Here is a 9,808-nt window from a genome sequence, read left to right as displayed (position 1 = left end):
GTCTTGCTCTCTGCGAGACAGAGTAACAGGTTAGGGCTAGAAAGCCCCGTCGCTGTCTTCGCGGGGATTGGTTACCCAATGATATGTAAACGGAGTTGGTGCCGTACATCAACGTCTGGAAGTATTCGTAGAGGTTTGTCCCCTGGACGGAACTGTAAACACGCGATCGCTCGTTGCTATATCTATTTATATATCATCGGTCTGGGTGAAGGATTGTGCTTCCATCCCGACCAATCTCCCCGCCGATAGAATTTCCATCTCACCCTACACTCTCCGGCAACTGGAGGGTTTATCGTAGGAATAGCAGAACACTGGCGAACGGCCAGGAGGTTCATATGAATAAGAAACAGCGCTACGGGACGATCGCGGGCGTCGGTTTGGCGATCGCGACGGGATTCGTCACCCTCAATACCGCCACCGTATCCTCACAGCCGACTTCGGACAATATTGGCGGAAATTCGGACAATCCCCAGGAAGTCTATCAAAACTGCCCGGGACGGGGGCAAGGCTACGGCCCCGGTCGCGGTCGCGGTCGCGGTCGCGGCCCCGGATGGGGACGCCAGCAAGGAATGGGGCGGGGAGGACGGGGAGGCCCGATGATGTACGACCCCGGCCAAGTCGAAACCGTCCGGGGCCGGATTGTCTCGGTCGATACGGAAAATTTCCGGGGCGGTCGGGGACCCGGAGGAATGCACGCGATTTTGGAAACCGACAATAACGAACAGATCGAGGTGCACATGGGGCCGTCGTGGTTTTGGGATCGGCAGGCGGTTCAAATTTCCCCCGACGACGCGATCGAAGTGACGGGATCGCGAATCGACTGGGGCGGAGAACCGATGATGATCGCCGGTCAAATCACGGCCGGAGGTCAGACGCTGAACCTGAGAAATGATGACGGTTTTCCGGTTTGGAGCGGCGGCGGGGCGGTTTGCCAACCCCGGTAACTGCGGGCCTGCGATCGCCCGAAATGACCCAAAAAATTGGGGAACCTCAACCGCCCCGGCATTCGGGTTTCGTTCGGGATTCCCCAGATTCTCGATCGGATCTAAACTTCGACCGCAGCACCCGCCGCTTGCAGTCGAGCTCGGGCCCGTTTGAGGGCTTGCTTGGCTTTGATCTGCTCCTGCAAATTGATGCCGGCGCTGGCTTGCTCTACCGCGGCTTCCGCCTTGGCTAAGGCTTGGCGGGCGGCTTCGGTGTCGATCTTGTCGCCGCGCTCGGCGCCGTTGACCAAAATGGTCACTTCATCTTCTTGCACTTCGGCAAATCCCCCCAGCAGGGCGATCGCGATCCATTCATTTTTGGGTCGGATCCGCATGACTCCGGTATCCAGAGCCGTCAGCAGGGGGGCGTGGCCGCTGAGAATTCCGAGTTGGCCGGTGGTACTCGGGAGAATCACTTCCTCGGCCGTAGCGTCCCAGACCGTCTGATCCGGGGCGATGACGCGCACGGTTAATGTCATAAGTTCGGTGTTGAATGTAATCCACAACTGAAGGTCGGGAGCCGGAAGGGAGTCGGATTTCGGAGGCGATCCGCCCCGACTCCCCGACCCGTCAAAATTCGAGATCTGGGCGACCCGATTTATTGATTTTTTTCCTTCATCTTTTCGGCTTTGGCGATCGCCATATCGATATCGCCGACCAAGTAGAAGGCCTGTTCCGGTAGATCGTCGAGTTCCCCATTCAGAATCATCTGGAAGCCCTTGATGGTCTTTTCCAAAGGCACATATTGACCCGGAGAACCCGTGAACACCTCAGCCACAAAGAAAGGTTGGGACAGGAAACGCTCAATCTTACGAGCACGAGCCACAGTCAAACGGTCTTCCTCGGACAATTCATCCAGACCCAGAATCGCGATGATATCCTGGAGTTCTTTGTAACGCTGGAGGGTGGACTGTACGGCTCGGGCGGTTTGATAGTGTTCCTCACCCACCACACTGGGTTGCAACATGGTGGAGGTGGAATCCAGGGGATCGACGGCGGGGTAAATCCCCTTCGACGCCAAAGCCCGGGACAGCACCGTAGTCGCGTCCAAGTGGGCGAAGGTGGTGGCCGGAGCGGGGTCTGTCAAGTCATCGGCCGGGACGTAAACGGCTTGAATCGAGGTGATCGAGCCTTCTTTCGTGGAGGTAATCCGCTCTTGCAGTTCCCCCATTTCCGTGCCCAAAGTCGGCTGATATCCAACGGCGGAGGGCATCCGTCCCAGGAGTGCGGATACTTCCGAACCCGCCTGCACGAACCGGAAAATATTGTCGATGAACAGGAGCACGTCTTGTTTGCTGACATCGCGGAAATATTCAGCCATTGTCAGGGCTGACAGACCCACCCGCATCCGCGCCCCGGGGGGTTCGTTCATCTGACCGTAGACGAGGGCAATCTTAGACTTGGAACGATCTTCGGTGTCGATTACGCCCGATTCAATCATTTCATTGTAAAGGTCGTTTCCTTCCCGAGTGCGTTCGCCCACGCCCCCGAACACGGAAACCCCACCGTGGTTGATGGCAATGTTGTTGATCAATTCCATCATGATCACCGTTTTGCCAACCCCGGCCCCACCGAACAGGCCAATCTTGCCTCCCCGACGATAGGGGGCCAACAAGTCTAATACTTTAATACCGGTTTCAAAGACAGATGGCTTGGTTTCCAAGTCCACGAAGGCGGGCGCGGAGCGGTGAATGGAGAAGGTTTCTTCTGTTTGAACCGGGCCCAAGTTGTCTACGGGTTCGCCGATGACGTTAAAAATCCGACCCAGGGTAGCGGTGCCGACGGGCACGCTAATCGCCGATCCGGTATCCGTCACTTCCATGCCGCGAACCAGGCCATCCGTTCCGCTCATGGCAACGGAGCGCACTTGGTTGTCACCGAGAAGTTGCTGGACTTCGCAGGTGACGGAAATATCTTGACCCGCTTCGTTTTTCCCGGAAATTCTCAGGGCGTTGTAGATTTCCGGCAATTTGCCGTTGGGAAATTTAATATCGACAACGGGGCCGATGATTTGAGTAACGTAGCCGACGTTTGTTTTTTCTGCGGTGGTGACCATGCTTTCGCCTATTTCCTTATCGAGCTAATCCGACGTGTTCGGCAAGCTTTAGAAGAATTTAATATTGCCATCTATTAGGGTATCACTCTATGGAGACATTCCAGAGAAAATTTGCCGAGAAAGTTTATGCCCGGTCGGGGGCGTGCGGACGGGTTCAGGAATTGGACGCGGGGGTATTTTTGACCCGGCGGATCGGCAGGTTGGCGATCAGGGTGGTCGCCCGCTGGTCGCTTTCGAGGCCGAATTCGGAATCTTCCGTGTCGATTTCGACGTACCGGGACACCACTTCCAGGATCTCCCGCCTCATGGCTTCCACCATTTCCGGGGACAGGTCGGCGCGATCGTGGGCGAGGACGAGCTTCAGCCGTTGTTTGACCGCATCACGGCTGGTGGAGGTGGTGCGGGGAAAGAGTCGTTCGAGAAATTCATTGATCTTCATCAGATTTGCGGGATTATCGGTCGGTAGGGGTGGAAAATCTGCGCCCGAGCTGCCAGAGGCCCCAGATGAGACCCTCGCGCATCCAGTAGGGGACTGGGGGAAGATGACCGGTGCCGATCGCGGGGACTGGAGTCGGCGACCCGGAATCTGTCTCGGGTGGGGTTCGCCCGGAGCGGCGACCTACTAGACAATCTTAGACGACAGCAGTTTTCGCAGCCGAGTGAAAAAACCTTCCGGCGCGGGGTTGAGATCCATAAATTCAACTTTTTCCCCCTCCAGGCGGCGGGCGATATTGTTGAAGGCGATGACGGCGACGGAAGTGGTTTCCGACAACACCAGGGGTTCGCCCTTGTTGGTGGCGACGATCACCTGTTCGTCATCGGGGATGATGCCAACGAGGGGGATGGCGAGAATTTCCTCCACATCTTGGACGGACATCATGTCGTTGGCTTGCACCATCCCCGGTTTAATGCGGTTGATCAGCAGGCGGATGCGCTTGATGCCGTTGGCTTCGAGCAACCCGATGACGCGGTCGGCGTCCCGGACGGCGGAAATTTCGGGGGTGGTAACGACGATCGCCTCCTTGGCGGGGGCGATGGCATTTTGGAACCCCTGCTCGATCCCGGCCGGACAGTCGATCAATATATATTCGTACTTGGGTGTCAGTTGGCCGATCAACTCTTTCATCTGTTCGGGGGTGACGGCATCTTTCATGCGGTTTTGGGCGGCGGGGAGCAGCACCAGGCGTGGCTGGCGCTTATCTTTGACCAGGGCCTGTTCCAGGCGGCAGTCCCCCGAGAGCACTTCCACCGCCGTGTAGACGATGCGGTTTTCCAAACCCAGCAACAAGTCCAGATTTCTCAAGCCGAAGTCGGCGTCGATGACCACAACCGAGTGTCCCCGTTGGGCCAGAGCCATGCCGAGATTAGCTGTGGAGGTCGTTTTCCCGACCCCTCCCTTTCCAGAGGTGACAACGATAATGCGACTCATGCTGGTGGTTCGTTTGTTAGCAGTACAGGTGTTGGGAATTGATAATTGATAATTGACAATTGACAATTAACTTCCTTTCCCCGACTCCCGACTCCCAATTCTGGATAACCCCGATGTTCCCCGTCAATTTTCGGGAAAGGCGACCATCTGAGAATCGGGTGAATTCATCCTACCCGATCGCCTGCCCCTGCTGAAGTCGCCCCGACCTAATTATTAGCAGGTTTTGAAAATTCAGAGATTCGGGAGTGGGCGATCGCGACGCGACACCGATGATAGCAGAATTTTAATAAATAATTGACGGTTGATAATTGACAATTATCCGTGAAGGTCTCTTTCTCCAACTCCCGAGGATCGACTCCCCAATACCGTTTCTAGCCCCGAATTTGCCAGATTTTCGCCTTACCGAACTCGTTAGCCCGGGTGATGCGGATGCCATTGGCGGTGATGTAGGCGACTTCCGGGAAAAACAGGTCGGGGGATTGTTCGGGGCCGCGGGCCACGCGGTCGGCGATGCGGATCAACGTCGGCTCCATCTGCAAGGCCATGACCAAACTTTGCAGGTTGCCGCGGGCCCCGGCGTGGACGGTGCCCCGCAGCCGTCCCCAGACGATGATATCGCCGTCGGCGACGATGGAACTGCCGGGGTTGACGTCGCCCAACACCACCACCGTCCCGGGGTGTCGGATATCCACCCCCGATCGCAGGGTCATTTTCAGATACAGGGGTTCGGCTTGCACCGAGGCGGGGTCAGCTTCCGTTTGAGCCAGGTGGTTCCGTTCGGAGTCGCGATCGACGGAATATCCCGCCATCGCCGCGGCCACGGCCGTCTGGGCGCGGCCGGTCTTCACCCGCTTGAGTTCCAGTTGCACTTCCGCGAGGGCTTCGGCGATGCTCTGAAGCTGGCGTCCGTCCAACAGGCGATTTTTCGCCACCAGATGCACATCCGTACCCGGTTCCCAGGCGTGTTCGCCGCCGTTGATGCGGTGTTTAAGCTGCTGCCACAGTTCCGTCCAAGTGCTGCCATTGGAGGCTTCGGGGCGATCGCGGCCGGTTTCTTCCGGGAGGATCAGCAGCAGACAATCCCCTTCCCGCCGGAACCGCACCTGGGACTGGGTGGCCGGAGCCGGGGGCAGTGCCTGGGGTGTTTCTTCGGCCAAAACTTCGGTCGATTGGGGCGCATCAGAAGACATAGTGACCAGTTCAACTCTCAACGTCGGGAGTGGGGAGTGGGGAGTCCCAGAATTCATTGTCAATTGTCAATTGTCAATTATTCCGGACTCAGGCGTCGGCAAACCGTCGCCAAGCCGTCGGCATCGCCGACGTTGCCGGGGAACAGCACCACGGGAAGATTCGGGAATTGGGGGTGGTCGGCGGGGGTTTTCACCATCGAACATCCCGGCAGCACCTGTCCGAGGAGGCGGGCGGTTCTCAAAGCCAATCCCGTACTCAGCACGTCGTTGGAGGTGATGCCGCCTTTGCTGACCAAAAATCCGATATCGTCCGGCAACCCCCGCACGATGTCCATCAGCAGGGCGGAAACCGCCGCCCCAAATTTCAGGCGGATCTGGGTATTTTCAAAGGTGATTTCCTCCCGGCTGGTGTAGATGACGGGGGTTTGTCCCCCGGCGTGGACGGCGGCGACGCGATCGCAGATCTGGCGGAGCAGTTCATCGCGCCGAGTCGGGCTATCTTCGAGGAGGTGGGAGACATCCACTTCCACCCCCACGACATCGGGTTCTTCGAGCAACCGTTCGAGTTGCCGGGTGGATTTTTTGACGTGGGAGCCCACCAAAACCACCCCGGGTTTATGGTGGCGGGTGTATTGTCCCATCTCGTCCGGGGGCAGAGGTTGGGGGCCGAGGGCGGCGAGGGAGGTGAGGATGCTCGCGGCGCTGCGGAACAGGAACCGCTTGCCCCGGCCGGCAGCGGTGAGGACGTCGGAGGCGAAGCGGTCTAGGTCGGCCTGGGTTTCCCCATCGACTCCCACGCACTGATTTCCGGTCAGGTGCATGAGGCGGTCGAGGGTGCCGTTGCGGATAGTGTCGAGTTTGAACAATTCCACGGATGCGGCTGGGATTTTACCCCCGGTTTTTTCCGCGACGTAATCCGGCAGGTAGCTGTGGTGGTAGCCGAACACGGAATCCCGGGCGAACTCGGTTTCGTGGACGGGGGTATCGACGCCATCAATTTTCAAGTAATGAACGCCGTCGCGGGTGATGCGTCCCCCTTCAAAAAAGGCGGGGACGAGGAAGTGGGCGTCGAAGGGTCCCAACTCTTCGGCGATGGCGTCGGTTTCGGTGGGGTAGTGGCCCCGCAGGGTGGAGTCGGAGCGGCTCACCACCATGAAATCTTGGACGGACTCGGCTGCGATCGCTTCTTTAAGGTTGTGGGTAACTTCCCGGGTGACGGCGTCGGCGTCTTCCGGGGTCAGCGCCCGGGTGTTGGTGAGGATGAAGAAAATGGGGGATTGGTCGGCGAGTCCCAGCCGCAGGGTCTCCACGTCCCAGCGGGTCAACAGCAGGCAACTGTGGACGGTTTGGGAGCCGGTCGGATCGTCATCCAGAACGATTATTTTGGGTTGCATCGGATCGGTTTCGGAGTAACTGGCACAGCAGGATCGAGGTCGGGATTCGGAGTTCGATCAACAGCCTACCATCGATCGGACGCCGGGGCTAGAGGAGGGTGAGAGTGGGGTTCAAAATCGGGGGGGACGGCGATCATCGCGCAACGGTTTCAACTGGGTTTCGACGGCGACGGCTACCTTCCAGGCTTCGGCCAGCAGGTGCCCGTGGGGGGTATCGTCCGGGAAGTCGGCCAATTTGGGGGCGATCCAATTCGAGAGGTCGGGCGGGAATAAATCGCCGGATTCGGCGATAAATTGGCGGTTTTTGCGGAGCAAGGCTTCGGTTTTCAGGGCCCGCACCAGTTCGGCTCGGATCAGTGTCAAAGCTTCGATCATTTGTTTTCGATCGGCCCACGCGCCCTGGGGATTTCCGGCTTGTTCGAGGCCGTCGAACAGGTCGATCGCCCTGACGATGGCATTGTAGCGTTCCACCTGCTCCCAGATGGCGATCGCGGTTTGATGGCGGTGGGTGGCGATCAGTTTCAGGGTGTCGTCGAGAATCAGTCCCGCCGCGGCGATGGCGTGGACGCTCCCCAACGCCCATTGATATCGGGGAACAATCGCGCTCAAAATTCCGTAACTGAGGAAGATCAGCCCCGAGGCGACGAGGGTTTTGACGCCCTCGCGCCCAAATTTTTTCAGGGTGGGGGGGCGGTAGACTCGGTTCACGCCCAGTCCGCTGAGATGTTTGAGTTCCCCCCGGCTAATTTCGAGCCCTTCCAAATCGGGTTTCATGGCCAGACCTCGACACCCCCCGCCCTAGAGGGACGGGGTTTGATAGCTCCCCCGAACTTCCTCGTCAGATAAACGGACTTGACCTGTCGATTGAGAAACCCTGTAGCTTTGCGAGTAAGTCGCCACCAACTGATTTTTATCGGACTTTTTCACGGCTTTCTGATAGGCCCATTCGGGGGTGATGGGCAGGGGCTTTTTCAGTTCGCCGTACTGCGAGTTCAACGCCGCGAGATCTTCGAGTTCGGAAAGGAGATCCCGGGGATTGACGAGACATTCGAGCAAGAATTTGTCGTAGGCGTCCCCCAACTGTTCGTACACCCGGGAGGCGGCTTTGTGGTCGTTAGCCCTCTCGATGGGATTCAGAAAGGTGAGCAGGGGGGCCAATCCCGCCACCAATACGGAAAAGACGACGTAAAATGCGAAGGTCGTGCCGCCTTCGGGTTTTTGCAGTTCGGCGATCGCCTGGACGCTGGCGGCGGCGGCCAGTACGGTACTGGGAATGCCGATGTACAAATGGGTGTGCGCCCACCGGATCGAAACGTAAAGGTGCGCCCAGCTCATGATCCGGCAGAGATTTCTTCTATCTTCAGCGCGGGCGAGAATATCTTCTCGTCTGACCAAATTTTCCATGATCTTTTATCCCTGGTATGGGTTCGGCGCAGTTGACTCCTTCGACCCGGACCCGTCGATCGCATTTTGAGAGCCACCTCGGAGGATGGCGAATGTATGATAATGCCTTGTTTTGTGGGGGTCGAAACTGCACTCAAGGATTATACGATACCAAAATCGACCCATCGGGAGAATGGGGGGATCGGGGTTGGGGAGTCAACCCGCCCGGGGCAGCCACACGACGAAGGTGGTTCCCACCCCGCCCCGGGGGGAGACCCCGTGGGGGAGCCATTCGGGGAGGGCGGGGGAAACCCCCCGGATATCTCCCCCCGTCCGATCGAGGAGGTCGCGGGCGATCGCCAGCCCCAGGCCGGTTCCGGGGATGTCGCCCCCGGCCCGGATGCCCCGGTAGCCCCGCTCGAACAGGCGGTCGCGGTCCCTGGGGGGGATGCCGGGTCCGGTGTCGCTGACGGCGACCCCGAGGCGGGAGTCCGATTCGACGGCGACTTTCAGGTAAATTTGCCCCCCCGGGGGGGTGTATTTGAGGGCGTTGTCCAGCAGGTTGCCGAGGGCTTCCCGCAGGGCTTTGGCGTTGCCGAGTACGGGGGGGAGGGCGGCGGGAATTTCGGAAATGCAGGTGAGGCGACGGTCGTCGGCGATGGCGCAGGCGGAGGTCCAGAGGGGATCGAGGATGGTTTCGATTTGCAAGGGTTCGGCGACGTCGGCGGCCGGGAGCAGGGCCGGGGGCGGTGAGGGGGCTTCGGCCGCGTCGGAAATGTCGATGTCGAGGGGGGGCAGGCTGAGGACGTCCTCGCCCCGTCCGACGCTGCGATCGACCTGTTCGAGCAGTTCTTGGATGCGATCGCTCTCCCGCAAAATGTTGTCGGCGAGTCGGCGGTTGCGGTCGTCGGGGAGTAGGCGTTTGAGCAGGAGTTTGCCGAAGGTCCTCAGGGCGGTGAGGGGGCTTTTGAGTTGGTGCAGCAGCCCGTGCAGGGTTTCGTATTCGCGGCTCTGGAGTTGGTACTGCCGGGCGAATTGCTCCCGCAGCCATTGGGAGCGGCGCTCCAAAATGCAGGCGGTGGTGAGGGTGTGGGCGATCGCCTGGAGTTGCTGCCGTTCTTGGGAGTTCCAGGGCCGGTCGTCGCGGCCGGTGACCAAAAAGCCCATCACCCGGCGATCGTGTATCAGGGGCAGCACTTGGCGTCGGGGCGAGTCGGGGTGGGAGTCGGGGTGCGGCCAACCCGTTTCGGCTTCGGGAGCGGAAAACGGTTCGGCTTCCGGCGGGGGGGGGGACTCGAATTCGGAGTCCGGGGCCGCGGGTAAAATCGGCAGGGCCGGTTCGGGGGAGTGGGGGGGGGGGGGGGGGGGGGGGG

Annotated in this window: 10 protein-coding genes; 1 reads left to right on the top strand and 9 read right to left on the bottom strand. The window is 59.4% G+C overall.

Annotated elements, in window-relative coordinates; translation table 11 throughout:
* Positions 1-335 precede the first annotated feature (335 nt).
* Positions 336-944, top strand: a complete 609-nt coding sequence (locus tag AC0QHF_RS02010) for a MamS/MamX family magnetosome protein (RefSeq protein ID WP_324702509.1) — start codon at positions 336-338, stop codon at positions 942-944.
* Positions 945-1,045: 101 nt separating this feature from the next.
* Here AC0QHF_RS02010 and atpC read toward each other — a convergent pair whose 3' ends face one another.
* From atpC to AC0QHF_RS01965, 9 genes are all read right to left on the bottom strand, one after another.
* Entirely contained in the window at positions 1,046-1,462 is a 417-nt protein-coding gene (gene atpC / locus AC0QHF_RS02005; protein WP_324702508.1) for an ATP synthase F1 subunit epsilon, read from the bottom strand.
* A gap of 119 nt (positions 1,463-1,581) precedes the next feature.
* Complete coding sequence (atpD, locus tag AC0QHF_RS02000; RefSeq protein WP_324702507.1) at positions 1,582-3,039, bottom strand: F0F1 ATP synthase subunit beta; 1,458 nt, start codon at positions 3,037-3,039, stop codon at positions 1,582-1,584.
* 154 nt (positions 3,040-3,193) lie between these two features.
* Entirely contained in the window at positions 3,194-3,478 is a 285-nt protein-coding gene (minE, locus tag AC0QHF_RS01995; protein ID WP_324702506.1) for a cell division topological specificity factor MinE, read from the bottom strand.
* 183 nt (positions 3,479-3,661) lie between these two features.
* The gene (minD, locus tag AC0QHF_RS01990) at positions 3,662-4,468 is read right to left on the bottom strand and encodes a septum site-determining protein MinD (RefSeq protein ID WP_324702510.1); all 807 of its coding nucleotides are present in this window, start codon (positions 4,466-4,468) and stop codon (positions 3,662-3,664) included.
* Positions 4,469-4,839: 371 nt separating this feature from the next.
* Positions 4,840-5,658 (bottom strand): septum site-determining protein MinC, encoded by an 819-nt coding sequence (minC, locus tag AC0QHF_RS01985; protein ID WP_324702505.1) that lies wholly within the window; start codon positions 5,656-5,658, stop codon positions 4,840-4,842.
* A gap of 77 nt (positions 5,659-5,735) precedes the next feature.
* Positions 5,736-7,052: a four-carbon acid sugar kinase family protein gene (locus tag AC0QHF_RS01980; RefSeq protein WP_324702504.1), complete on the bottom strand. Its 1,317-nt coding sequence runs from the start codon at positions 7,050-7,052 to the stop codon at positions 5,736-5,738.
* A gap of 111 nt (positions 7,053-7,163) precedes the next feature.
* On the bottom strand, positions 7,164-7,826 hold the full coding sequence (locus tag AC0QHF_RS01975; RefSeq protein ID WP_324702503.1) for a hypothetical protein: 663 nt from the start codon (positions 7,824-7,826) through the stop codon (positions 7,164-7,166).
* A gap of 24 nt (positions 7,827-7,850) precedes the next feature.
* Complete coding sequence (locus tag AC0QHF_RS01970) at positions 7,851-8,456, bottom strand: SLATT domain-containing protein (protein WP_324702502.1); 606 nt, start codon at positions 8,454-8,456, stop codon at positions 7,851-7,853.
* A gap of 195 nt (positions 8,457-8,651) precedes the next feature.
* Positions 8,652-9,808, bottom strand: a 1,157-nt coding sequence (locus AC0QHF_RS01965; protein WP_324702501.1) for a sensor histidine kinase, incomplete at its 5' end; no start/stop codon positions are given.

This window comes from Lyngbya sp. CCY1209 (assembly GCF_055795065.1).
This window is presented reverse-complemented; position numbering and strand designations above follow the sequence as displayed.

Excerpts from the sequence above, each read along its gene's own strand:
- AC0QHF_RS02010 (WP_324702509.1), top strand. The coding sequence starts at position 336 with ATGAATAAGAAACAGCGCTACGGGACGATCGCGGGCGTCGGTTTGGCG.
- AC0QHF_RS01980 (WP_324702504.1), bottom strand. The coding sequence starts at position 7,052 with ATGCAACCCAAAATAATCGTTCTGGATGACGATCCGACCGGCTCCCAA.
- atpC (WP_324702508.1), bottom strand. The coding sequence starts at position 1,462 with ATGACATTAACCGTGCGCGTCATCGCCCCGGATCAGACGGTCTGGGAC.
- AC0QHF_RS01970 (WP_324702502.1), bottom strand. The coding sequence starts at position 8,456 with ATGGAAAATTTGGTCAGACGAGAAGATATTCTCGCCCGCGCTGAAGAT.
- minE (WP_324702506.1), bottom strand. The coding sequence starts at position 3,478 with ATGAAGATCAATGAATTTCTCGAACGACTCTTTCCCCGCACCACCTCC.
- atpD (WP_324702507.1), bottom strand. The coding sequence starts at position 3,039 with ATGGTCACCACCGCAGAAAAAACAAACGTCGGCTACGTTACTCAAATC.
- minC (WP_324702505.1), bottom strand. The coding sequence starts at position 5,658 with ATGTCTTCTGATGCGCCCCAATCGACCGAAGTTTTGGCCGAAGAAACA.
- AC0QHF_RS01975 (WP_324702503.1), bottom strand. The coding sequence starts at position 7,826 with ATGAAACCCGATTTGGAAGGGCTCGAAATTAGCCGGGGGGAACTCAAA.
- minD (WP_324702510.1), bottom strand. The coding sequence starts at position 4,468 with ATGAGTCGCATTATCGTTGTCACCTCTGGAAAGGGAGGGGTCGGGAAA.